Source organism: Arthrobacter sp. S39, from assembly GCF_004320525.1.
Classification (GTDB): Bacteria; Actinomycetota; Actinomycetes; order Actinomycetales; family Micrococcaceae; genus Arthrobacter.
Genome location: NZ_SIHX01000006.1, coordinates 107190 through 130527 on the forward strand (window position 1 = coordinate 107190; position 23338 = coordinate 130527).

Here is a 23338-nt window from a genome sequence, read left to right on the forward strand (position 1 = left end):
CGGAGGGAGGGCCAAGCTGCACGTCGTCATCGCTTCTGGGCTGCGACGTGGGCTCCTGCGGCGGTCATCGCAGGTCCGTCGCCGGCGGTCATGACATCCGCGAAGTTATTGGCGTAGCTCCCCAGGTTTTCGTCTACTGACCCCACCACCGCATAGACGGGTATCCGCCCGCTGCGGGCTAGTATCCCCGAAATGATCTTCCCTTGGCCTGTTTGGGAGTCGAGGCGGCCTTCGCCGACGATGACTGCTTCACTGGCGGCAATGAGCGCATCTGCCTCCAGAAGATCGAGGATGTAGTCCGCGCCGGAGACTAGTGATGCGTCGTACTGTGCCCACATGCCGCCGGCGAAACCACCGGCAGCACCACCCCGGTCTATGTTCCGGGGGTCGCGTTTAAGGGTTTCGGCCAGTCGCTGCAGCCGCTGTGTGAGGAGCTGGACGGTGGCCGGGTCGGCTCCTTTTTGAGGGCCGAAGACTCGGGCCGCGTCGGAGAATCTGGTCGTGACATCGGAAAGGACGACCAGTTGTGCTCCGTGAAGTCCGCCTGCTTCCTCGATGGCTGTGATAGCTCCGGAGCCGCCGTCTGTGGTTGCTGACCCGCCGGCGGCGACAAGAATTTGTCGGGCTCCTTGCCGGACTGCTTCGGCGATCAGGACGCCCGTACCGTATGTGGTTGCGGCCAGCGGGTCTCGTGTCTGCTCCGTGGGCATGTTCAGGCCGCTGGCGGAGGCCAGTTCCACGATGGCTGTCCCGTTCTGGTTCAGACCGATGACCGCCTTGGTTTCATCCCCCCAGGGGCCGACGGTGCTCACGGTCAGCGGTTGGGCCTGCAGTCCTTGGAAGATAACATCAAAGGTTCCCTCGCCGCCGTCCGCGACGGGCATTTCATGTGCTGTTCCGCCGACGGACCGAATCCCAGTAGCAATATAGGCTGCGACCTGAGCTGCCGTGTAGGTGCCCTTGAAACTATCGGGCGCGACCAGGATCACGTGGTCCGCCCCGGTGCATACAGGACCATTGCATCGCCCTGCCCGCCTCCGCCACACAGGGCTGCGACTCCACAGCCTGTTCCACGGCGGCCCAGTTCAAGAGCCGTGTGCAATACCAGACGGGCGCCGGACGCGCCGATAGGATGTCCCAGGGCTATCGCACCGCCGTTGGCGTTGATTCTCTCGGCAGGGACCCCAAGGGCGGCGGCGCTGGCGAGCGCGACAAGGGCGAAGGCTTCATTGATTTCGATGAGATCGAAGTCGGACGCTGTCAGTCCTGTCTTGGCGGCTGCCTGTTTGATGGCCCGCGCCGGTTGGTGCTGGAGGGTCGAGTCGGGTCCGGCAAGGGATGCATAGGAGCCGATCTCGGCCAGCCAGGGTAGGCCAAGTTCTTCGGCGCGTCCGCGGCTCATGAGGATCAGGGCGGCGGCTCCATCCGAGATCGGTGAGGCGGTGGCAGCTGTGATGGTGCCGTCCGGTCCAAAGGCGGGTCGGAGGCCGGCCAGCGATTCGGCGGTGGTGTCGGTCCGCACGGATTCGTCGGCGGAGACGGTGAGCACCTGGCCTCGGCGTAGCGGTACTTGGACGGGGACAATTTCCTGGTCGAAGGTCCCGTTTTTCTGTGCACGGGCTGCCCGCTGGTGGCTGAGCGCGGCGTATTCGTCCTGTTGGAGGCGGGTGAATGCTTCCGTGCCGTCATTTGCGCTGTCGGTCAGGGCGCCCATGGACTGATTGGTGAAGTCGTCCCAGAGCCCGTCGTGGTTCATAGAGTCCACTGCGGTGAAGTCTCCGTACCGGTTGCCTGTGCGTGATGCGGGCAGCAGGTGCGGGGCTTGGGACATGGATTCCATCCCTCCGGCAATGACCACCTGGGCGTCGCCGCAGCGGATGAGCCGGTCGGCATCTGCGATCGCGGCAATGCCGGAGAGGCAGACCTTGCTCACGTTCGTTGCCGGGACGCTCATATCCAGGCCTGCCATGGTGGCTGCTTGGCGGGCTGGGATCTGCCCCGTGCCGGCAGTGAGAACCTGTCCCATGACGACGTGATCGACAATGTCGGCCGGGACGTGGCAGCGGTCCAGTGCCGCGCGGATGGCTGCAGCGCCGAGCTCGGCAGCGGTGAGGGTAGACAATGAACCGAGGAATTTGCCGAACGGTGTGCGGGCTCCTCCGATAATGACTGTTCTGTTGCGCGGGTCTGATCTGGGGGTCATGGTGGGGTTGTTCCTGTTCAGATAGCGGGCTCGGCCAGGTGGCTGTCGACGGTGAAGTCGGCCGCTGTGGTGGCGCGTATGTCCTCGACGGTGACGCCGGGGGCGATTTCGCGCAGCAGCAGACCCTTGCCGGGCACGACGTCCATGACCGCCAGGTCGGTGATGATCTTGTTGACAACTCCCCTGCCGGTGTAGGGCAGGGAGCATTCACGGACGATCTTGGGGCTTCCGTCTTTGGCGGTGTGTTCCATGAGGACGATGATCATGCGGGCGCCATGGACCAGGTCCATGGCGCCGCCCATGCCTTTGATCATTTTCCCGGGGATGGCCCAGTTCGCCAGGTCGCCGGCGGCTGAGACCTGCATTGCGCCGAGGATGGCGGCATCGATTTTGCCGCCGCGGATCATGCCGAAGCTGAGGGCGGAGTCGAACGTTGATGCGCCTGGGCGCAGGGTTACTGTTTCTTTTCCTGCGTTGATCAGGTCCGGGTCGACCTGCTGGTCCGTCGGGTAGGGGCCGAGGCCAAGAAGGCCGTTTTCGGACTGCAGGGTGATTTCGACGCCTGCCGGGACGTGGTTGGGGACCAATGTTGGAAGTCCGATGCCGAGGTTGACGTAGCTTCCGTCTTCCAGTTCCTGGGCGGCCCGGGCGGCCATTTCGTTCCGGGTCCAGCCCTTGCCTGCGACCATCAGTTTGCCTCTGTTCCGGTGCTTATGGTTCGTTTCTCTATCCGCTTTTCTGCGGTTTCCACGGGGGAAAGGACGACGACCCGGTGGACGTAGACTCCGGGCAGGTGGATTTCGTCCGGGTCCAGTTCGCCTGGTTCGACCAGTTCTTCAACTTCGGCGATCGTGATCTTTCCCGCCATGGCACACAGGGGGTTGAAGTTGCGGGCAGCGCTGTGGAATTTGAGGTTGCCGTGACGGTCCGCCTTCGCGGCCCTGACAAGGGCGTAGTCGGTGGCCAGGGCCTGCTCGAGTACGTACTGGCCGGCTCTGCCGTTGATGGTGAATTCCGCGGTGGGCTTGGTTGGTGAGGCGATGGCGACGGTGCCGTCGTCGGCGTATTTCCATGGCAGCCCGCCTTCGGCGACCTGGGTGCCGACGCCGGTGGCGGTGTAGAAGGCGGGAATGCCGGAACCTCCTGCGCGGAGACGCTCGGCGAGGGTGCCTTGCGGGGTGAGTTCGACCTCGAGCTCGCCGGCGAGGTATTGGCGGGCGAATTCGCGGTTTTCGCCGACGTAGGAGGCGACGACCCTGCGGACGCGGCGGTCAGCGAGCAGGACGCCGAGGCCCCAGTCGTCCACGCCGCAGTTGTTGGAGATGAGTTCGAGGTCGCCAATTCCTCGCTCGCGGAGGGCGGTAATAAGCGCTGCCGGTATTCCGCAGAGCCCGAAGCCGCCGACAGCCAGGGATGCACCGTTGGGGATGTCGGCAACGGCTTCGCGCGCCGAAGGGTATGTCTTGTCCACGTTGACTGTCCTTTTGGTAAGTGGGCGGGTCAGAAGCCGACGTTGTCTTTGCCCTTGAGACCCAGGATTTGGCGGGCTTCGTCGGGGGTTGCGATCTCGAAGTTGAGCGCTTCCAGGATGGTGCGGATGCGGGCTACCTGTTCGGCGTTTGAGCTGGCGAGCTTGCCCGGTCCAATCCAGAGGGAGTCTTCCAGTCCGACCCGAACGTGGGAGCCCATGGCGGCGCCGATGGTGGCAAGTGGCATCTGGTTTTTGCCAGCTCCGAGGATGGACCATTGGTAGTCCTCGCCCAGGAGCCGGTCAGCCGTGCGCCGCATGTGCATCAGGTCTTCCGGGTGGGCCCCGATGCCGCCGAGCAGTCCGAAGACGGACTGTACGAATAAGGGTCCTTTGGCCAGTCCGCGGGAATGGAAGTGAGCGAGGTTGTTCAGGTGCGAGATGTCGTAGCATTCGAATTCGAAGCGTGTCCCGTTGGCGTTGCCGATTTCCAGGATGGTCTGGATGTCTTGGAAGGTGTTTTTGAAGACAAGGTCGCGGCTTCGTTCCAGTCCTTCCCGTTCCCATTCATGGGCGAAGTCCTTGAACCGGTCCAGCATCGGGTAGAGCCCGAAGTTCATGGATCCCATGTTCAGTGACGCCAGCTCGGGCTTGAACAGGGCGGCGGGTTGCATGCGTTCTTCGACGCTCATGTGGGGCGATCCGCCGGTGGTGATGTTGATGACCGCGTCCGTGTTCCGCTTGAGCTTGTCCAGGATGGGTTCAAAGTGCTCAGGTTTTTGGGACGGCCGGCCGTCGCGGGGGTCGCGGGCGTGCATATGCACGATTGCCGCCCCTGCTTCGGCAGCTCCGATGGCGGCATCGGCGATTTCGTCCGGTGACACGGGGAGGTGCTTGGACATGGAGGGCGTGTGAATTGCGCCGGTGACGGCGCTGGTGATGATGACCTTGCGTGCTGTGGCCACGACAGGATCCTTTCGTTTGTCGTTTTAGTAGAGTTTTTCGGTATTGCCGTCGACAGCCAGTGCCTGTCCGTTGACGTTGCGGGCCATCTCGCTGGCGGCGAATACGGCCATGTTGGCGATGTCTTCGGCCTCGATCAGTCTGCCCAGCGACGATTGGTTGTGATAGAGGGTGGAAACCTGCTCGACGGGTTGGTCCAGCATCTCGGCTTTGGCTGCAATGACGGAGTCGATCCGGGGCCCGTTCACGGCGCCGGGGCAGATGGCGTTGACCCGGATGCCGTATGCGCCCAGCTCGATGGCCAGGGTCTTGGTCAGCCCGATGACGGCCCATTTGGAGGCAGAGTAGGCGCTGCGCCCGGCCATGCCGAGACGGCCGGCCGCGGAGGAAAGGTTGATGATGGACGCGCCCTGGGCGTCTCGCAACAGCGGCAGTGCATGCTTGATGCAGTAGAACTGGCCGTGGATGTTGACGTCGAACGTCGCCCTCCAGGCATCACTGGCAAGGGCTTGGATGGGGCCGGTCGGGCCTGCAATGCCGGCATTGTTGACCAGGATGTCGAGTCCGCCTAGTTCGTCCCGGACCGTGGAAATAAGTACCTCGACCTGGGCTTCGTCGGAAACATCACTGACGGCGGCCTGGAAGCCCTCGATCCGTGCCTTGGCGACGGCATCAGGGTCGATATCGGTGACGAACACCGCCGCCCCAAGCTCTTTGAATTTGGTCGCGATGGCCAACCCGATGCCATTTGCGCCGGCCGTGACGAGGACACGTTTGGCACTGAAATCCATGATGCTCCTTCGGGGTGTTTGTGTCAGTGGGCAGCGGGGTCGCCGTGGGGCTATGCCCCGCGTCGGCCGAGCGTGGTGCATGCGCGCGATCAAGCCGGTGTTTGGCCAAAGTCAATGTCGTCCAGTCCAAGAGGGCCCGGAGATGAGCGGCGATGTCTTCGCGATGGATGACAATTGGTCTGATCGAGGCACATCACCGGTGATGTCGCTGGCATGGGCATTCGTCCTTTGAATTGTGGTGGCAGCTGTTTACGCCAGACGATTCTGGGCGTGCGAGATCGAGCTTTCAGGGCGGTGTGGGGCAGCGGGGGTTAAGCTTTGAACGCCGTGGGCGGCATCCTCAGGGAAGCGGGGGGTTGCAGCCGCAGGTCGTTCCGACGTACAGGCGATGCGGGCAGATTAGTGAGCTGTAGGTTTTTGTCGGGGATTCGATACGATTTAGCAGCATTGTGAATGCCTCGCGTGCCATCTGTTGCTGCGGCTGGACAATGCTCGTGAGGTTGATCAGGCCTGACCGGCTGTGGGGGAGCCCATCGAAGCCAGCCACTGCGACGTCCTCGGGGATTCGCAGATTCCGTGACAGCGCATACTCCATGACGCCGATTGCAAGTTCGTCGCTGCCGCAGACAACGGCCCGTGGCGCCTGTCCCGATGAGAAGAGACGTTCAGCGGCGAGGCGTCCGCCTTCGTTGTTCACTCTGGTGCTGATCTTCTTTTCGCCGGAGATAGTGATGCCTGCAGCAGCTGCCGTGCGGACGAAGGACTGTTCCCGCGCAAGGGAAGCTGTGGAAAAGCGCGGCCCGATGACCGTAGCGATTTCAGTGAAACCGTGGCTGAGCATATGCTCCATCAACATTGAGCCGGCCGCATCGTCATCAATCCCAACAAAGTCTCCATCGAGGAAATCGGCCCTCCTGGACAGGCAGACATAAGGGATCCGGGCAGCGCGCAATGTCCGCAGGGCCGCAGCATCCTCCCGGAGAACGGCGGCCATGATCACTCCATCTACATTCCGGTTAGCCAAGGTTGCGGTTACCTGCCCCAGCTTTTGCGGATCATCCTGGGTCGTGGCAACGAACACGTCGTATCCGGACTCAGCAGCGGCGGTAATGATGGCCTGAGCCCAGCGCGGGAACATGGGGTTGATGATGTTGGGAAGTATCAGACCCACTACGCGTGTCCGGAGGGGATCTGTTGAACGTGACGACTTGCGAGGCCTGAAGCCAAGATCGTTGGCGACGCCGATGATGTGCCGCCGCGTCTCAACGGAGACTCCGCCTTTGCCATTGAGGACATAGGACACCGTGGCAGGAGAAACGCCTGCCGCTCGAGCTACTGCTGCCGCAGACACAAGAGCGGGCCGGGCTGTTAGCCTGTCCGCTCCGCTGTTCTCATCCATGCGACGTCCCTCCTCTCCGACAAAATTGCAATGAACCGATGTGACTTCAATTACAGTAAGAGCGGTCCTGTTCGTTAAGCAACGTTCAGTCCCTGCATCTTGCTTTAGTTGCCCCTGGCACGGAGCTAGGGTGCAGTCCTGGGCCACCTGTTTCTCTTACGATCAGTTAAGGGCGTTGCCTGTTGCGGTCTGGCGCGGCCCCCGCTCCGCGTTATGGTTTCGGCGTCAGGAAGACCCAGAGGAACGCTCCAGAGTTCGTAGCCTTCAGCGGCGTCAAAGAGCGCCCGGTCTTCGTTTTGATCCGCTGCAAGCCACAGCATTGAGGAGTCCGGCATGGCATCATCTACGATTCCGGTCCGTACAGGCCTCCGGTTTCGTCGGACCTCAACCCTGCACCCCACAAGTTGGCTCCAGGCGTAGTATCGAGAGGACGTCATGGCAGTCTTTCTCCAGAGGACAGCTTCCTGAACGTTTTGGCGGCCGATACTGGACGGGTCCTCCCACGGTTCCGGGAGTTGCCACTAGCAAACTTTTGTAACTGGTGGGGACGCCGGCCATGAATCGGGCCGGCGCCACCGTGGTGCACCGCGCCTTGCTCTCAAGGGGAGGCGGCCAAAAGGGCTGTAATTTCTTGCTGGTCAGGCTTCGGGGTCGTGTACCGTCTCAAAATCGTCGAGCGTAAACGGCGGCGCGACCGCACACAAAACCCGCATAGTCCCACTTCCTGTATTTCTCAGCTGGTGAAGTTCGCCGGGAGCTATGACAACGAGACTTCCAGGATGAACCTTAATTGCCTTTCCCTCGACGACGACTTCGCCGGTACCCTCGTGGATGAAGAAGCTTTCCTCTTGGTCCTCGTGGATGTGGGGGTTGGACTCTGAAGCTTCGGGAACTTCCGACATCCCCATCCACAGGTGGGCGGCCCCCGTTCCCCAAGGTGTGTGCAAGTGTTTGATTGTCCGCCGATAAGGTGCATCGAAGTCGGTGCCCTTGATCGCGTCAATGTGGGTTGAGTGCATTACGCGCCCCTCTCATCTTCATTTTTCTGCTGGTGGTATTTCTGTCAATCCATCAAGCCGCTTGGGTTTTGGTCCACACGCTTTGTCTGACCATGGCCCCCTGGCATTGTTGCTAGGCCTCCGACGGCGCGGAGCCAACCTCAGCCTTCAATCGCGACAGACTGCTGTATGCGGCGTTCCGGTACGAAGCGACGGCTTCGGAGTTGGCTTTGCTCAACCGGGTCAGCCCTCCGCCGTGTTTGACGCCAAGTTTTCCTTCAGAGACCAGCTCTTGGAGGTATTTGGGCGGCGCGAACGCTTCTCCGAGCTCGCCGTGCAGTGAGCGATAAGTATCGGCATAGACATCGAGTCCGGCCATGTCAGCTATCGCCATGGGGCCAAAGAACGCAAGACGGAATCCGAAGCTGTTGGAGACGACGGCATCTAGCTCGTCGGCCGAGATAAGCCCCTCCTCCACGAGACGGCTTGACTCCTTGTGGAGGGCGTATTGAAGGCGATTAGCGATAAATCCTGGTGTGTCGGGTACTTTGACAGGCACCTTTCCAATACCGCTAATTAGTTCCGTGGCGCGGGAAACAACTTCGTCTTTTGTATAGGTTCCGGCGATGATCTCTACGCCCGGAACGAATTGAGCCGGGTTCATCCAATGGACCCCAAGGAACCTTTCGGGCTTGCGTACATGGACCTCCAGCTCCCGGATGGGGATGGCCGAGGTGTTCGTCGCGATGATTGCGTCGTCTGGCGCCGCGTTTGCGACCGACACGAGAACTCCTGATTTGATGTCGATCCGCTCGCTTACTACTTCGGCGATGTAAGTGGATTCTGATACGGCATTGGCTACCGCCTTCGCCGAGCTGATGCGTTCAGCGAGAATGTCTGCGGCATCCGCTGGGTACAGACCGCGCTCGACGAAGGAGACGGCTTCATTGAGGAGGCGATCGCGCCCTGCTGCGGCGAGTTCCGGGGTGGCGTCGGCCAGGCTGACGTGATGACCGCCAAGAGCAAAACTCACAGCCATCCCACCTCCCATGTAGCCGGCACCGACCACGGTGATCCTGTTTGTGGTGTTTGATGTGCTCATTTTCTATGCTCCAAATCGGTTTTCGGGCAGTCCTGGGCAGCCCCACCCGCGAATGGCGAAACGGCTTGCGCTCGTAAGCCCGTGATGGGACCCAAAAGCCGGGGGCGTAACTTTGACGACGGCTGCTCCGTCGGTCTGCGTGCCATTGTGCTTCCCGTTCGTCACGCGATTCCCATAGAAGGCACCGCTAGTCCGGATGTGGCTGGTCGGGGCACACATTTGCTGGCTGCCGCGGCTCATGCCCGGTTTCTGAGCTGCTGTTGTCTCAGACGAAGCAGCTCTTTACGTGACTCTTATTACATCCGGCCTACTTACTGGTAAGCAACGTTAAGTATCGGCCTTCGTTTAAGGACGGGTGTTTCAACTGAGGCTGGGTGCGCAGAAATCTCCTTATCGTTGCTTAACAATTTCTGCCCTCCGTAGGGTGCTTTATACACAAAGTCACCGCTTCAGCGGTTCCTGGTTTTGGCCCCGGGACACGTGGCCACCGGACCGAGCTATCGGCTATGGCCCCGTCAGTCCTCTACCCCACGTCCTGCTCCGGGAATATGGCAGCCAGACGAAAAGGAAACCAATTCCGAGCCGACTGGGCGTCGGCGGAGTAGCCCGAACACATGACCCAAGGAGGAGCCTATGCCTTTTTCATCCAAGAGAGTTCTTGTCCATGCAGGCGCACCAGCAGCCGGTCTGGCGGCTGCAGGAAACCTGGACGCTACCGCTCAGAAGATTGCGCCCCGCAGGCATCCAATCGCCATTGCTGCCGCTGAGGCAAGAAAGACAATCACTGAGCGCCTTAGCCCCCCAGCGGTAGCAATCTGCATCGTGGAAGGCGATTGAACATGGGCAACAGCTTCCTGGTCACCACCGCTATCCCGGACCCCGGCTTTCAACTGCTTGCGGACGCCGGCAGGGTCACGGTGCTGCCCGAACCACCCGACTACGAGACGTTGGCGGCGCTGTGCGCCTCAGGAGATTTCGACGTCGTCCTCACCCAGCTGCGCGACGTGATAGATGCTCCGCTCCTGGCGGGCGCCCGCCTGCGTGGTGTGTCCAACTTCGCTGTCGGTTACAACAATATTGATGTCGATGCCGCCACCCGCGCCGGCATCATGGTGGGCAACACACCTGGCGTACTGACCGACGCGACGGCGGACATCGCCATGCTGCTCATCCTCGGCACCGCACGGCGCGTTGTGGAGGGGGATCAGCTGGTCCGCTCCGGAAGATTTCACGGCTGGGAACCGGAACTCCTGCTCGGCCGCGACGTCTCCGGTGCCGTGCTGGGTCTCGCGGGTTTTGGCAGGATCGCACGTGCTACGGCAAGGCGCGCTCTCGGCTTCGGCATGGAGGTGCTCTTCTCGCCGCGGCCGCCGTCCGACCGCCCTGTTAGCGACGAGGAACTCGGCGAGTTCGTGGGCAGGGTCCGCCAGGTGCCGTGGGAGGAACTTGTTGAACGCAGCGACTTCCTGTCCTTGCACGTGCCGCTCTCGGATCAGACCCGACACCTCGTGGACGCGGACGTGCTGCACCGCATGAAACCCGACGCCATCCTGATCAATACCGCGCGCGGGCCAGTCGTTCACGAGGATGCGCTGGTGGAAGCGCTGCAGAACAACGTCATCGCCGCGGCGGGACTGGACGTGTTCGAGGACGAACCGCGGCTGGCCCCGGGGCTGAACGAACTGCACAACACCGTCCTGTTGCCGCACGTCGGCAGCGCCACGGTGCGCGTCCGGAGCGAGATGGCGCGACTGAGTGCGCTCAATGCTGTGGCGATGGCTGAGGGTCGTGCACCGCTGCACCCCGTCAGCTCGTACGTCAAAGCGTAACCAAAACTCATTACCTGACGTGGCAGTGCCACAACACCATGCCCAGGAGGCATCAATGACGCATACCCTAGAGCCTGCCAACCCCAGGACGACCACGCAACCTGTGGCAACCGACGCGCCTGCCGGAGCAGGCAACCTGTCCACCGGCATAGCCATGACCGGCACTGTCAGCGGTGGACCTGCCGCAGTTCCGGCAGCCCTGAAGCGCCGTATCCCGAAGTACGCGGACCTTGCCCCGCTGATGCAGTTCAAGAAGCCCGAGTTCAGCAAGGAAGCCCGGCTCAAGCGTGCCAGCACCATCTGGGAACTGCGCGACATCGCCAAGCGCCGCACCCCGCAGGCGCTCTTCGACTACACCGACGGCGCCGCCGAAGCAGAGATCACCCTGCGCCGCGCCCGCGAAGCCTTCCTGGACATCGAGTTCCGGCCCGGCATCCTGCGCAACGTCTCCCAGATCGACCTGACCACCGACATCCTGGGCAAGTCCTCCCGGCTGCCCGTGGGCATTGCCCCCACGGGCTTTACCCGCATGATGCAGTCCGAAGGTGAGTACGCCGGCTCGCAGGCGGCCGAAGCCGCGGGCATCCCCTACACCCTCTCCACCATGGGCACCGCCTCCATCGAAGACGTGGCCGCCGCCGCCCCGAACGGCCGCAACTGGTTCCAGCTGTATCTGTGGACGGACCGCGACCGCTCGCTGGAACTGATCGAGCGCGCCGCCAAGGCCGGAAACGACACCCTGATGGTCACTGTGGACACCGCCGTCGCCGGCGCCCGCCTGCGCGACGTCCGCAACGGCATGACCATCCCGCCGGCACTGACCATCAAGACCGTCCTGGATGCGTCCTACCGCCCCGCCTGGTGGTTCAACTTCCTCACGCACGAGCCGCTGACCTTCGCCTCGCTGTCCCGCTACACGGGCACGGTGGCCGACCTCATCAACTCGATGTTCGACCCCACCCTGACGTTCGAGGACCTCGACTGGCTGCGCGAAACCTGGAAGGGCAAGCTCGTGGTCAAGGGCATCCAGACCGTTGAAGACGCCCGCAAGGTGGTGGACCACGGCGCCGACGGCGTGGTGCTCTCCAACCACGGCGGCCGCCAGCTGGACCGCGCACCCATCCCGTTCCACCTGCTGCCGGACGTCAAGGACGCCTTCACCAAGGACAACTCCGACGCCGCCATCATCCTGGACACCGGCATCATGAGCGGCGCGGACATCGTCGCAGCCCTGGCCCTGGGCGCGGACTTCACGCTGATCGGCCGCGCGTACCTGTACGGCCTGATGGCCGGTGGCCGGGCCGGTGTTGACCGCGCCATCCAGATCCTGGAGAAGGACATGGCCCGCACCATGGCACTGCTGGGCGTCAGCAAGATCTCCGAGCTGACCCCGGACCACGTGCGCCTGCTCAACAAGTAGCCGGCAGGCGGGTCACAGTTCCGGCGGAAGTAACAGCGGGCGTGTCAGCGCCTTTGCGTATTCTCTAGCCGAGACACGATCCCAACGGGGATCAACGAGGGTTCGATATCCGCCACGGATATGCTTCATTACGCAATCCCGACGCCGTGGCATTCTTTACAGACAGGGCCGAAGGCGCTCGTTGTTCCGCCGCGGGCGGCACGGGCGGCTTTGGCCCTGATTGCTGCGGAGGGGGATGACACCTGCCGTTGTCTTGGACCGGGTCCGACCCGGGCAGCCGCGCGCCCGCTTGCGAGGATCCGTGGTCGCAGGCGGTTTAAGCCGGTCTTGCACTCGTATCTTGTCCCGGGTGCCGTGTCGCTATTCTTATACGCGATGAAAGCCGGAACGGGGCAGCACATCGGGATCTAACGCCCTGAGAACCCCTGTGTTGCTGGCCAGCAGGCATGCTTCGCCGGCCCTCTAGGGCACGATGCCTAAGTTGGAGTCGTCGGTCCGCTGTTGCAGGCCCAGCCCGGAACTGCGGGTCGGAGGCGTGCGGTGACGGCGCGCGCACAGTAACCCTTGACAGTGAGGGCCACGTTCCCGGTTAATCCCTGACAGGGCGGCCCCGTGGCCGTCGTGTCGTGTCGATTCCTATCCTAACTGCAGATGTTTAAGTACCGGTGGGGGTAGCCAAGGTCGGCGAGGGGGAGCGTCCGGCAGAACTTAAGTTGTTCGACGTGGGAGTTGATCCCTGCTCGTGTGCCTAAGGGATCACGTTGCCCGAGGCCGAGACGAGTACGAGGGCAGTTCAAAACCATATGCTAGTGCCTCGTAGGCGGCGAAGGGCCAGGCTAGCTGCTGCGCCGAGACGATCCGCATGGATTGCCGCTTATTCTCGCGACTCCCGCACGACCACCATGCGCGGGGTAATTTTCCTGGGCCTTTCGTGGCCAGCAGACAGGATCATGTTGGAAGCACTGAGGATGCGCTAGCAGATAGTGGTCACACCTTGGATGGTTATGCATGCCGACAGCCGCAGTGCTGAACGCTGCAACTGTGGAGAACCATGAGTTATACCCCGACGGAAATGCGGGGTGCCTTGTCCGGATCCTTCCGGACAAGGCACCCCGTTACTGTCTCTGCACTTTACTCGCCCGAAGGGATTCCCTAAGGCAGGAATCCGAGCGTCAATAGGGGACTTGAAGCCTTCGAAGTCGGGCCTCTCGATCGACTCCGCTAGTGCCCTGTGATCACAACTTTCTCAGGAGCCCGCGACCCGCTCTTGAGCCTCAGAGTTAGCACGGTGCCGATGGCGACGAGGGCTACAACGAACCAGAGCCCGGACAGTTTGCTGCCCGTAAGATCTTCCATGAGTCCCATGACGTAGGGGCCGATGAAACCTCCAAACAAGCCTATGGTGTTCACAAACGCCAGTCCGGCCGCCAGGGTAGAGCCAGCCATTCTTGTGGCCGGATATGTGTACAGCACTGACTGGTGGGCGAAGAAGTTGAAGGCCGCGAGGCTGAATCCAATCAGGCCGAGAACGGGTCCGCCCACTGCTCCGAGAGCAAATCCTGCACAAACGCCCGCCAAGGTCACCGTCGCTATGGCCTTGGAACGGCGCGGTGATGTCGCGAATCGGGGTACGAGCAAAGCGCCGATTCCGCAGAAGATCCAGGGAATAGCTGTAAGCAGGCCGATTTGGACGGAGCTGAGATTGCCGTAGGTTCCGATGATTGACGGGAGGAAGAAGCTCAGGGCGTAGACCGCTATCTGATGAGTGAAGTAGATTGCGACAACGAGAAGGATTTGCCGGTCTTTGACGACATGACGCAGTTTGGTGATTCCGGCGTGAGCCGCTCCCGCCTTTTCCTCAGTTGAGATTCGTGTCTCGAGGTCGTTCGCTTCTTCAGGTGTGAGGAACGTGGCGTCCGATGGCTTATTGGGAAGGTACTTCCACACAACGAAGGCGAGCCCACATGCCGGGAGGCCCTCGATAATGAACATCCACTGCCAGCCGTGGAGTCCAGCCATGCCATCCAGAGTGAGCAGAATACCGCCGAGTGGTGCACCGACAATATTCGCGATAACAACCCCGAGCAGGAAGAGACCGATTACTTTCGCTCTGTCTTGAACGACAAACCACTGGGTGAGGAGGTACATGACGCCCGGGAAAAGGCCTGCCTCGGCAACGCCAAGAAGCATGCGCAAGATGTAAAAGGACCACTCATCCTGAACAAAAGCCATGCAGGCAGATATCAGTCCCCAGGTGATCATGATCCTCATGATCCAAAACCGTGCACCCACCTTGTGCATGATCAGGTTGGAGGGTATCTCCGACAAGGCGTATGTAATAAAGAAGAGCCCGGCGCCAATACCGAAAGCAGTCGCCGATATACCAAGGTCAATCTCCATGCGATCTTTGGCCATGCCGATATTGGTTCGGTCCAAAAACGCGAGAATGTATGCGCCTATCAGCAAGGGCATTATTTTTCTAATTATCAGTGCATTAATAACCTGCGGAGAACGCATCGTTGCGGTCTTAGTCAGCATGGACGTTATTAGCCTTTCGTGAGGGGTTGCTTCTTCGAAGCATTCCTGAAATCTGATGGCTCAGTTTTCTACTTTTTCAGCGGCCGCTGCAGGGATCGAATCCGTGCCGTAGCTGGCCCCTGGACGCCCTGCAGGGCCGGGAGAACCCATCGGTGACCTCGGACCCGCGGTTCCCGCCGTGCCAGTCGCCAGGAAGAAACCGACGAGTGTTTATTGCGTGGTTCATCGTCCGATTTCAGCCCTTCTTTTACTGACGCCACGGTCTCGCTGGGCAAACTTGTGACCACGGAACTGGAGTTGATTACATCCCTGGCATGCGGCCGGGTGTGACTCTCATTACATGCTGAGTGGCCGTTGTTAAGCAACGTTAAGGGCTTGGCTGGCGTGGATAGGGCTGCTACATAAAACTAGACAATGCCCCCAGAGATTCGTGAATCAGCTTTTGTTGCCCCGACCACTTCGATCATCGGCAAGGTTAGGCTCGCCAGAGACTCCCGCGTTTTCCATGACGCTTATGTCCAGGCAGACGCCCCAATCATGTCCGCACGGGGAGGGTCAGTAAGTGACAGGACAACGTCGTCCTGCGCGGACCCGGCTGCCCCTGTACCGTAGGCGACCGCACAAAGCGCAGGTCACTCCCCTGTGATTCACGACTCCACGGCCGGGCCAAGACGGTAAGTCTTGACGGGATTGTGGAACGGTTTTCCCAAGGGGAATTCGATCTGGTTGCTTGCGGCCGGGCACTGTTGACGGATCCCGGATGGGTGGCCAAGCTTGAGCGCGGGGCCCTTGACGAATTACTGTCCTTCCGTGCAGTTGATCGATCCATTCTCTACTGACTGAAGCGGGACACGAGCTCCTCTCGCACCAGTTGGGTTCTCGCCGCACCGGTCAGAGGGGAATGCGCCACTCCGACCGGTGCGTAGGGCAGGGACCTCGTGGTGCCCTGCCTCCGGCGCGCTTTTGTTCGTCCTGAAATGTAGCGCATCACCATGGTGGCGAATGAGGGGACTCCCTGCATTGTTGCCGCATCATCGCATCCAGGGGAGTCAGCCGGCTGTTGGTTGGCTTGCTTCGGCGACTTTTGCGGTGTCGACGAACTGTTCGAAGCGGACGATGAGTCCGCCGCGAACGATGAAGTGGTGGGCCACGCGGACGTTCAAGGGTTTTCCGGTGGCCCGGTGCTGGGCGGTATATCTGGCCAGGACCACCACGTTTTCGCCTTCGACGATGTAGGTGTCGTCGTGGGCGGTCCAGTCATCCCAGTCCCGGCCCAGGATTTCCATGACGTTTGATGTGACTCCCGCGGGTGTCCGGTAGGTTCCGGCGAGGGGGAAGCCGGCCATCTCCGTCCACTCGACATCCGGGGCCATGGTGGCGCGGAGCGCTTCGAGGTCACCAGCTGCTGATGCAATGTACTGCCGGCGGACGACGTCGCGGGGCTGGGTTGACGGGACGGGCTCGGTAGTACCGTTCAGCCCCATGTCATTTCCCCTTTGGCGACCTTGGGCCCGATTTGCGCGGCAATGAGCATCCCGGAGTTCGGATGGCTTTCGATTAGGGCAGCCGTGACAGACGCCCCGTCCGCTGAGCGGGCGAGGATCCGCTCGAATTCCTGGAGGTAGGACCGGGTGTAGTCGATACCCGAGGCGTCGTTGGCGGTTCCCGGCAGTCGGTGCCCTGCGATGACGAGCTCCGGGTTCAGGGCCTGCATCTGGTCAAGGAGCTCGATCCATGCCGAGCGCTGTTCGGGAGTTGCGGTGTCTGCGGTCCACACGTGTTCCTCCTGGAAGACCAGGACTCCGCCGACGACTGCATTGTGGGCCGCGTTGTAGAGGTAGTGCCTGTCGGGGAGGGTCTCTGAGCCGCCCCGGAGTTCGAAGCGGTGCCCCTCAAGTTCGATGGCGTCCGCGGTCAGGGGGGTGATCGTGGCCAGGCGCGTTGGAAGGTTGGCCCCCAACGCGGCCCAGGCCTTGAGCTTGCCCTCGTAGGTTGCCTGGATGTGGTCTATCACGATGGGGGTCGCCAGGATCGTGGCATTCGGGAACGCGTCGGCAATTGCTTCCAGGCCGAAGTAGTAATCGGGGTCGGCGTGGCTGATGAAGACCGTTTCCAGGTCCTTGCCGGAGTCCAGGACCGCCGCAACCAGCCGGTGGCCATCAGCCCGTGTAAAGCCGGCGTCCACGAGGAGAGCCTTTGAGGGGCCGGTAATCAACGTTGCTGACTTGTTGGGTGAACCTGCGGGGAAGTCGAGATCGAAAACCTCAAAATTCAGTGACATGTTGGTGAACCTTTCTCGGATGTCCCCGGAAAATGTCCGGGACGAGTCGCGCAAGGCACGCTCACTCAGATCCAACATAGCTGACCAGTCAGCTATTCCCGAGGGTTGGGCCCAAAATAGTCAAGGCATGATCGGCAGCTCCCGCGCGGCGTGCTTGCTGATCTTTTTCACGGCAGCCGAGAATACCTCCGACTCCGCGGGTGAAAGCAGGCTGAGGAGGTGCCGTTCGATGTTTTCTACATGGCGGGCACTGGCGCGAAGGAGCACGTCTTCGCCGTGTGGAGAGAGACGGATCAGCTGGACCCGGGCGTCAGAAGCAGAGTTCCTGCGTTCGATCAGGCCCAGCGCTGACGCGCGCTGCACCAGCCGGGTGGCTCCGCCGGAGGTCAGTACCCGGGCCTGGGCGATGTCCCGCACCGGGATTCCCTCAGTACCGGCCCTCCCCGCCAGAAGCAGAAGTTCAAAAACGGAATGACTGATACCGAATTCCTGCTCCAGGTCACGCCCCAAGAGGTACTCAAGCCGGTTCGCCGCGCCCAGGAGACGCCCGAAAACCAAAACGCGATAATCATTGGCAGCCTCTTGGCCGGACTCGAATTCCATCACACCGCTCACAGTCCAACACTAAACCGCAGCGGACCATGGGTCGTTCGAACGGGCAGACTGGGCTGGGCCATGGTCAGGGTTGACGGGGCTGACAGATCCGTCATCGGAGGTTAGAGACGGCCCTTTTTACGGGCACTTCCCCGCCCATTTCAAGGCCGATGATCGACCTTTCGTCAAGCCGGTCGAGGGTGTTCTTAACGCATTACGGCTGTGCTGGCAGGGGAGGGCGTCACTCAAGATTGGGGTGGCGCAGGTACTGGTCTCCCTGCTGGTCCCGTTAGCACGGGCAAGCGCGGCTTTTGGAACACCGCTGCCGTCGCGCCCGTTCCGGCGTGAGGGTCGATCGACCTCCACCTGGCCATCGCCGCCTACACATACGACAAACTAACCGCGGCCGAACAGCAATCACTCCCCAGCGAGGGACATCTTGTCGACGCCGTGGGATGGGCCGAACAAGTCACAGACACGGCCGCCCGTCAGTAGTCACTACGAGAGACGCGTTCCCTTCTGTTTAGGCCTCGGCCGCAAGGACGGCCAAAAGGGCATCACCGGATCCGGCTGACGGTGCGGCTCACGATGACGGACCTCAAAACCGGATGCCCGTGGAGCTTGTACAACCACACGCATGCCGGGTGACTTCGCTACGGCCTTACGGCAGATGGACATCAAAACGCCATTCGCTTCAGCCCCTCCGTCACGTCACAGCAGCTCAGGAGGGATCTCTGGCGCTGAACTGCCTCATTTCCTTATGTAACAAGGGATGACTACGTAACCAAAATGACAGCAAAAAGTCGAAAAGGGTTGACATCATCGTGTCCCTAAGTTCATGATTACGTAGTCACCGTGAATACGTAACCAGAATCACAGGCTGAAGAAGTGGCGCTACCAAGCCGTAGTTTCTGGCGGGGCATCCACGGCAGCAACCCTTGGGTGGACCGTCCAGAAGTCAACACCCGCGCAACCCATAGATGATAGGAACTTCAGTGTCTCAGCTCGATTCACTTTTCAACCCCAAGAATGTAGTTGTTTTCGGGGTTTCACCCACCCGAGCGTCGGGAGGTAACAAAATCCTCCATGAACTGCATGACGGCGGTTTCGAAGGACCCGTATACGCCATCGGACGGTCTGAGGGGGAGTTCGAAGGAACCAAAATCTATGCGTCCATAAAGGACCTTCCCGAGGTGCCTGACCTCGTCTTCAGCGCCGTAGGCATCAGCCGCACGCCCCAGGCACTCATCGACGCGGCGGAAGCGGGGGCCCGAAATGCCATCGTTTTCACAGCAGGATTCGCTGAAATGAGCCTTGATGGCGCAGAGACGCAGCGGCAGATGGTCAAGGATGTCAATGAACGTGGTATGCGGGTCGTTGGCCCGAACTGCATGGGCATCTTCCATGCAAAGAATTCGCTCAACCTTACGGATTTGAACGGGATCCCCAAGGGTTCAATCGGGCTGATTTCGCAGAGTGGAAACATCGCCCACACATTGATTGATGCCGCTCCGGATTACGGCATGGGCATCGGTGCCTTCGTCAGCGTGGGTAACCAGGCGGATATCTCCATGTCAGAGTACGTGGACTACATGGCGGACGACCCGTCCATCGAAGTGATCGTCCTTTACGTCGAGAGCCTTCAGGACGGCGCGGGGCTATCGTTCGTGAACTCATGCCGGCGAGCTGCGCGGAAGAAGCCCATTGTCGCTATCAAGGGTGGTGTTACCAACGGTGGCCGCCGGGCCGCAGCCTCGCACACCGCCCGGTTGTCGGCACCCCGGGACATCTATGCTGCAGCGTTTGCACAGTCTGGGGTCATTCAGGTGGAGAGCCTGGACCATGTACTTGCCGTGACCGAAGCACTCTTGCGTTGCCCCACTCTGAAGTCAGACAGGATCGCGGTGGTAGGTTCCGGAGGCGGGCACTCAACTATAGGCGCAGACTCTGTTGAACTCGCAGGATTGGCAGTGCCCCAGTTCGAGCAACACGTAGTCGATTTCATGTCAGAGCACCTGCCGCCGTGGGCACCCATGCTGAACCCTGTCGACATGACGGGAGGCTTCACCACTGATCTGACGATGTTTGCCCGGTTGATGGAGTACCCCTTGTCCACCGACGCCTTCGATGGTGGCCTGTCATACGGCCTTTACGGGCAGGGCTTTGTCAAGGACCTCGTCGACGCGAACGGGTTGACGTGGGAAACCGCTGCGCCCCTTCTGGGAACGCTCCAGAAGAAGTTGGGCAAGCCCATCGTCTTCTACACACCTTTCGCTCGGCGGTCATCGCCCGAGTTCAGCGCGATGCGTCAAGCGGGCATTCCGTGCTTCGGGTCCCTGCCCGAGGCGGGAATCGCACTGGCTAGCCTGCGGACGCGCGCACTGATGACAGAACTTCCCGAACTGGCGGGTGAGTACAGCGACCTGCCTGATTCTTCGCCAGAACTTACGGCGCACGCGGACGGGACACTAACTGAAGTAGCTTCAGCTAAGTTGCTCGAACAGGTTGGCATTAAGTCTGCTCCTCACCGGCTGATTTCCACGGCAAAGGAGGCAGTGGAGGCAGCCGATGGTTTCGGCTATCCCGTAGTGCTCAAGGCGCAGTTGAAGGATGTCGCCCACAAGTCTGAGCTTGGTGGAGTCCGTCTTGGGCTTCGAAATGCTGGTGACGTCGCAGCGGCATTCGCGGAGATGGAAACTTCGTTCAAAGACGAGCTGGCCCAGGAGGGGTCCAGCCTTAGCGTCGCCAAGCAGATTAGCGGGGACCGGGAACTGCTTGTCGGTGTTCGAAAAGATGCAGCCTTCGGTCACATCGCCGTCGTAGGCATCGGAGGTCTCCTGACCGAGGTCGCAGCCAGGACGATCATCCTCGTGGCACCGTTCGACGAAGCTGACTTCCGCCGCGCCATCGAGAGCTCGCCCTTGTCGGACTACTTCGCGGAATGGCGAGGAAATCCCGCGGTTGATCTCGACGCACTCTACGAGATCGTGCGGTCGACCCTGAAACTCTGCATGGCAAACGAATCCATTGAAAGCGTCGAGATCAACCCCCTGATTTCATCTGGTCAGGACCTGGTTGCCGTCGATGCATCCATAGCCGTAGGAGGTGGCACGGGTGACTGATTCTGTGACGACACTGGCAACACGCAGCGAGCAGCATCTCCTCCACGAGCAGTCCGGCGGTCTGCTGACGATTACGCTCAACCGGCCCGAGAAGTTGAACGCCCTGACGTATGAAATCTACGAGAAGATTGGGGACCTTGTCCGGGCTGCAGACAAGGACCCGTCATGCCGGGCGGTCCTGATCAAGGGTGAAGGCAGAGCCTTCTCCGCAGGATTTGATCTGGCCCAGCAGGTGGCTGAGAAAGATTCCGAGAGCCGCATCGCGAGCTACCATACAGGTTCGAACAGGACGCGTTGGGCCATTTGGAACTGTACCAAGCCTGTGATCGCAGCTGTCCACGGGTATTGCCTGGCCGGCGCTTTCGAGCTGGTCTTGCCTACTGACTTCACTATCGCCTCAGAGTCATGCGAGTTGGGCCTACCCGAGATCCTCTTCGGATCAGGTTCAGCGTTCCTCATGGTCCCTTGGATGATGAATCACAAACAAGCCAAGCAGGTCCTACTTCTTGGCGATCGGATGAGCGCAACAGAGGCGCATCGCATCGGGTTGGTCTCCGAGGTCGTGCCTGATGACCGTTTCGAGGCCCGCGTCGCGGCAGTCGCTGACCGGCTGTGCAAGGTTCCCACCGGGGCCGTCCGATTGGGCAAGCAAGGGATCAACCGCGCCTACGAAGTTGCGGGTATGGTTCCGCACATCAATGGTTGGGTCGAGAGCGTCGTGCATCTTTCAGACTTCTCGGATGAGGTAACTCAAGAGTTCAAACGCCGGGTCGAGGATGATGGCCCCGCTGCTGCGGCAAAGTGGCGCTCTGAGTACTTCAAATATCTGGACTCACGGGCGTAGGAGAGTCCCATGACCAGACTCCTTCTCAAACACTTGGGGTTAGGCCTCATCGTGGTGTTTGCCGCGATCTCCTTGACCTTCTTCCTGGTGCGGCTAAGCGGGGACCCCACGAGCATCATCCTCCCCCAGGAAGCCACTGAGGAACAGCGGGCCGCGCTCCGCACGTCCCTTGGGTTGGACCGCCCGATCCTTGAACAGTACTTTTCGTACTTGGCCGGTGCGGCCAGGGGAGACTTTGGGGCATCCTACTTCGATTCCGCATCCGTCTCATCGATTGTGCTGCGGTATCTTCCAAACACTGCGCTCTTGGCTGCTGCGTCGTTCATTACAACCCTCTTGTTGGCCATCCCTCTCGGGGCCTTGGCTGCCATCCGCAGGGGAGGTGTGATCGATCGTGCAGTCCAATTCGTCAGCGTCTTCGGTAACTCGATTCCGACCTTTTGGGCGGCGATCCTGCTTCTGCAGGTGTTCGCAGCCAAGCTTCATTGGTTCCCAACGTATGGGACAGGAAGTGCCGCGCATCTGGTGCTGCCGACCGTAACCCTGGCCCTTTACCTATTCCCCACCATTGCCCGGCTGACGAGGTCTTCCGTAATCGAGATCCTCCCGGCCGTCTACGTCAAAACGGCCCGCAGCAAAGGACTCGGCGAGTTTCGTGTCGTGACCGTGCACGTGATGCGCAACGCGCTAGTTCCCGTGGTGGCACTCTCCGGCCTTCAGCTCGGGGCCCTACTGGGCGGAGCAGTGTTGACTGAAACCGTGTTTTCGTGGCCAGGGATTGGAACCCTGGTGATCAATTCGATCAGCAGGAGTGACTTTCCAGTAGTCCAAGGGATCGTAGCCTACGTGGCAATGATTTTCGCGGTCGTCACGGTTCTGACCGAAGTCGTTATCCGGCAAATTAATCCGAGGCTGCGATGAAGTATCTCAAGCTCAAGAACAACACCGCTTCGAAATTCATGATTGTCGGGGCCGGGCTTACCTTGGCTGCCTTCATCATTATGGCCATCTTCGGCCCTATGATGGCACCCCAAGACCCCAGCGTCCAGACCTTGACTGCGCGACTTCTGGAACCAGGCTCGAGCTCGGCGGCGGGCGTCCATGTTCTGGGAACGGACGCCCTTGGCAGGGACATGCTCTCGCTGATCCTCGCCGGAGCGCAAAACATCATCGCCATTGCTGCGCTGGCCGTTCTGATCGGCGCCCTGGCCGGTACTGCTCTTGGCATGATCGGCGGGTTCGTCGGCGGCCGTCTTGGAGACGTCCTTGTGCTCCTGACCAACATGCAGTTGGCTTTCCCGTTCTTCCTCCTGGCACTGACGGTGGTCGGCATCCTCAGCCCCAACTTTTGGATCGTCGTCTTGGTCGTGGCCCTAGGCACGTGGGTGGAATTTGCTCGAGTAATTTACTCCGAGACCGTACAGATCCGGCAGCTGGAGTACATCCAAGCGGTAAAAGTCATGAGAGGTAGCTCCCTCAGGAGCATCATTTCGCATGTACTCCCGAATGTCATGCCGACCGTCATCGTCCTCTCGACGTTTGCTTTTGGAACAGCAATTGTCGTGATCTCCGGGCTGGGCTTTGTCGGCTTGTCCGTGCCCTCCAGCTCACCTGACTGGGGACAAATCCTCAGCGACGGAAGGGACTACATTGTCACCGCTTGGTGGCTGACCGGTATTCCTGGTTTCGTAATTTTTCTTCTGGTACTCAGCGTAAACCTTGTCGGGGAGTCGGTCCGGGACGGGCTAAACCCAGACTCCAAGCGATAGAGAACAGTAACTATGAA

The 23338-nt window shown here is 60.8% G+C and carries 19 protein-coding genes; 6 read left to right on the forward strand and 13 right to left on the reverse strand.

Going from position 1 to position 23338, the window contains the following annotated elements; all coding sequences use genetic code 11:
* Positions 1-26: 26 nt before the first annotated feature.
* From EYS21_RS13560 to EYS21_RS13605, 9 genes are all read right to left on the reverse strand, one after another.
* Complete coding sequence (locus EYS21_RS13560; RefSeq protein ID WP_347559564.1) at positions 27-1046, reverse strand: glycerate kinase; 1020 nt, start codon at positions 1044-1046, stop codon at positions 27-29.
* Positions 986-2203, reverse strand: a complete 1218-nt coding sequence (locus tag EYS21_RS13565; protein WP_131133733.1) for an acetyl-CoA C-acetyltransferase — start codon at positions 2201-2203, stop codon at positions 986-988. Before EYS21_RS13565 ends, EYS21_RS13560 begins: the two co-directional genes overlap by 61 nt.
* A 17-nt stretch (positions 2204-2220) precedes the next feature.
* Positions 2221-2892 carry a CoA transferase subunit B gene (locus EYS21_RS13570; RefSeq protein WP_131133734.1) on the reverse strand — a complete coding sequence of 224 codons (672 nt, stop codon included), beginning with the start codon at positions 2890-2892 and terminating at the stop codon, positions 2221-2223.
* Positions 2892-3674 carry a CoA transferase subunit A gene (locus tag EYS21_RS13575; protein WP_131133735.1) on the reverse strand — a complete coding sequence of 261 codons (783 nt, stop codon included), beginning with the start codon at positions 3672-3674 and terminating at the stop codon, positions 2892-2894. The genes EYS21_RS13570 and EYS21_RS13575 overlap by 1 nt, the downstream gene beginning before the upstream one ends.
* Before the next feature lie 29 nt (positions 3675-3703).
* Entirely contained in the window at positions 3704-4636 is a 933-nt protein-coding gene (locus EYS21_RS13580) for a 3-keto-5-aminohexanoate cleavage protein (protein WP_131133736.1), read from the reverse strand.
* 24 nt (positions 4637-4660) lie between these two features.
* Entirely contained in the window at positions 4661-5425 is a 765-nt protein-coding gene (locus EYS21_RS13585) for an SDR family oxidoreductase (protein WP_131133737.1), read from the reverse strand.
* 340 nt (positions 5426-5765) lie between these two features.
* Positions 5766-6824, reverse strand: coding sequence for a LacI family DNA-binding transcriptional regulator (locus EYS21_RS13590; RefSeq protein ID WP_131133738.1), 1059 nt, complete (start codon positions 6822-6824; stop codon positions 5766-5768).
* A gap of 638 nt (positions 6825-7462) precedes the next feature.
* The gene (locus tag EYS21_RS13600) at positions 7463-7843 is read right to left on the reverse strand and encodes a cupin domain-containing protein (RefSeq protein WP_131133740.1); all 381 of its coding nucleotides are present in this window, start codon (positions 7841-7843) and stop codon (positions 7463-7465) included.
* A gap of 112 nt (positions 7844-7955) precedes the next feature.
* A complete protein-coding gene (locus tag EYS21_RS13605; protein ID WP_131133741.1) occupies positions 7956-8924 on the reverse strand; it encodes a 3-hydroxyacyl-CoA dehydrogenase family protein in 969 nt (322 codons plus the stop codon).
* 839 nt (positions 8925-9763) lie between these two features.
* Here EYS21_RS13605 and EYS21_RS13610 point away from each other — a divergent pair.
* A complete protein-coding gene (locus EYS21_RS13610; protein ID WP_131133742.1) occupies positions 9764-10753 on the forward strand; it encodes a D-glycerate dehydrogenase in 990 nt (329 codons plus the stop codon).
* Between the two features lie 55 nt (positions 10754-10808).
* Positions 10809-12173, forward strand: a complete 1365-nt coding sequence (locus EYS21_RS13615) for an alpha-hydroxy acid oxidase (protein WP_278184739.1) — start codon at positions 10809-10811, stop codon at positions 12171-12173.
* Between the two features lie 1221 nt (positions 12174-13394).
* Here the strand turns inward: EYS21_RS13615 and EYS21_RS13620 are convergent.
* The 4 genes from EYS21_RS13620 to EYS21_RS13635 all read right to left on the reverse strand — a co-directional run bounded on the left by EYS21_RS13620 (position 13395) and on the right by EYS21_RS13635 (position 17607).
* Positions 13395-14711 carry an MFS transporter gene (locus EYS21_RS13620; RefSeq protein WP_242633424.1) on the reverse strand — a complete coding sequence of 439 codons (1317 nt, stop codon included), beginning with the start codon at positions 14709-14711 and terminating at the stop codon, positions 13395-13397.
* 1049 nt (positions 14712-15760) lie between these two features.
* Entirely contained in the window at positions 15761-16195 is a 435-nt protein-coding gene (locus tag EYS21_RS13625; RefSeq protein WP_131133743.1) for a nuclear transport factor 2 family protein, read from the reverse strand.
* Positions 16186-16992: an MBL fold metallo-hydrolase gene (locus tag EYS21_RS13630; protein WP_131133744.1), complete on the reverse strand. Its 807-nt coding sequence runs from the start codon at positions 16990-16992 to the stop codon at positions 16186-16188. The genes EYS21_RS13625 and EYS21_RS13630 overlap by 10 nt, the downstream gene beginning before the upstream one ends.
* Positions 16993-17112: 120 nt before the next feature.
* Entirely contained in the window at positions 17113-17607 is a 495-nt protein-coding gene (locus EYS21_RS13635; protein WP_207307767.1) for a MarR family winged helix-turn-helix transcriptional regulator, read from the reverse strand.
* Positions 17608-18581: 974 nt separating this feature from the next.
* On the opposite strand from EYS21_RS13635, the gene EYS21_RS13645 reads away from it, so the two are divergent.
* Genes EYS21_RS13645 through EYS21_RS13660 form a run of 4 tightly spaced genes read left to right on the forward strand, consistent with a single transcriptional unit; the run spans position 18582 to position 23321 of the window.
* A complete protein-coding gene (locus EYS21_RS13645; protein WP_165478316.1) occupies positions 18582-20708 on the forward strand; it encodes an acetate--CoA ligase family protein in 2127 nt (708 codons plus the stop codon).
* Complete coding sequence (locus EYS21_RS13650; protein WP_207307768.1) at positions 20701-21552, forward strand: enoyl-CoA hydratase/isomerase family protein; 852 nt, start codon at positions 20701-20703, stop codon at positions 21550-21552. Before EYS21_RS13645 ends, EYS21_RS13650 begins: the two co-directional genes overlap by 8 nt.
* 9 nt (positions 21553-21561) lie before the next feature.
* Positions 21562-22473: an ABC transporter permease gene (locus tag EYS21_RS13655; RefSeq protein WP_131133746.1), complete on the forward strand. Its 912-nt coding sequence runs from the start codon at positions 21562-21564 to the stop codon at positions 22471-22473.
* Positions 22470-23321: an ABC transporter permease gene (locus tag EYS21_RS13660; RefSeq protein WP_131133747.1), complete on the forward strand. Its 852-nt coding sequence runs from the start codon at positions 22470-22472 to the stop codon at positions 23319-23321. The genes EYS21_RS13655 and EYS21_RS13660 overlap by 4 nt, the downstream gene beginning before the upstream one ends.
* Positions 23322-23338 lie beyond the last annotated feature (17 nt).

What these genes read in the sequence shown, in the direction of transcription:
- EYS21_RS13565 (WP_131133733.1), bottom strand. Translation starts at nt 2,203, where the DNA reads ATGACCCCCAGATCAGACCCGCGCAACAGAACAGTCATTATCGGAGGA.
- EYS21_RS13655 (WP_131133746.1), top strand. Translation starts at nt 21,562, where the DNA reads ATGACCAGACTCCTTCTCAAACACTTGGGGTTAGGCCTCATCGTGGTG.
- EYS21_RS13620 (WP_242633424.1), bottom strand. Translation starts at nt 14,711, where the DNA reads ATGCTGACTAAGACCGCAACGATGCGTTCTCCGCAGGTTATTAATGCA.
- EYS21_RS13630 (WP_131133744.1), bottom strand. Translation starts at nt 16,992, where the DNA reads ATGTCACTGAATTTTGAGGTTTTCGATCTCGACTTCCCCGCAGGTTCA.
- EYS21_RS13610 (WP_131133742.1), top strand. Translation starts at nt 9,764, where the DNA reads ATGGGCAACAGCTTCCTGGTCACCACCGCTATCCCGGACCCCGGCTTT.
- EYS21_RS13625 (WP_131133743.1), bottom strand. Translation starts at nt 16,195, where the DNA reads ATGGGGCTGAACGGTACTACCGAGCCCGTCCCGTCAACCCAGCCCCGC.
- EYS21_RS13585 (WP_131133737.1), bottom strand. Translation starts at nt 5,425, where the DNA reads ATGGATTTCAGTGCCAAACGTGTCCTCGTCACGGCCGGCGCAAATGGC.
- EYS21_RS13600 (WP_131133740.1), bottom strand. Translation starts at nt 7,843, where the DNA reads ATGCACTCAACCCACATTGACGCGATCAAGGGCACCGACTTCGATGCA.
- EYS21_RS13605 (WP_131133741.1), bottom strand. Translation starts at nt 8,924, where the DNA reads ATGAGCACATCAAACACCACAAACAGGATCACCGTGGTCGGTGCCGGC.
- EYS21_RS13660 (WP_131133747.1), top strand. Translation starts at nt 22,470, where the DNA reads ATGAAGTATCTCAAGCTCAAGAACAACACCGCTTCGAAATTCATGATT.
- EYS21_RS13590 (WP_131133738.1), bottom strand. Translation starts at nt 6,824, where the DNA reads ATGGATGAGAACAGCGGAGCGGACAGGCTAACAGCCCGGCCCGCTCTT.
- EYS21_RS13615 (WP_278184739.1), top strand. Translation starts at nt 10,809, where the DNA reads ATGACGCATACCCTAGAGCCTGCCAACCCCAGGACGACCACGCAACCT.
- EYS21_RS13570 (WP_131133734.1), bottom strand. Translation starts at nt 2,892, where the DNA reads ATGGTCGCAGGCAAGGGCTGGACCCGGAACGAAATGGCCGCCCGGGCC.